1 protein-coding gene is annotated in these 432 nt (G+C 65.5%); it reads left to right on the top strand.

What is annotated here, in order from left to right; translation table 11 throughout:
- The coding region (locus IB266_RS30505) for a condensation domain-containing protein (RefSeq protein ID WP_192264449.1) at positions 1-432 on the top strand (432 nt) is incomplete at both ends.

The following is a 432-nucleotide window of genomic DNA, read 5'->3' as shown; positions in this document are numbered from 1 at the left end:
GCCGCAGGTGGTGGTCGGCACACCGGTCGCCAACCGCCCACGCCGGGAAACCGAGGCGTTGATCGGCTTCTTCGTCAACACCCTGGCCCTGCGCATCGACGTCCAGGCCCACAGCCGCGTCGACCAGCTACTGGAACAGATCAAGGCCACCACCCTCGACGCCTACAGTCACCAGGACCTGCCATTCGAACAAGTCGTCGAAGCCTTGCAACCGGAGCGCAGCCTCGGCCACAGCCCGCTGTTCCAGGCCATGCTGGTGCTGGGTAACACCCCCCGCGACCAGGCCTTGGAACTGCCTGGCCTGAGCCTGGCCCCACTGCCCCAGCCCACCGGCACCACCCAGTTCGACGTGAGCCTGTCCCTCAACGATGACGGCGACTGCATCAGCGGCCAGTTCGAATACGCTACCGACCTGTTCGACGAAAGCACCAT

Source organism: Pseudomonas sp. Pdm06 (assembly GCF_014851795.1).
GTDB lineage: Bacteria > Pseudomonadota > Gammaproteobacteria > Pseudomonadales > Pseudomonadaceae > Aquipseudomonas > Aquipseudomonas fluorescens_AA.
The sequence above is the reverse complement of the archived record's forward strand: the minus strand, read 5'-3'. Positions and strand labels throughout refer to the sequence as shown.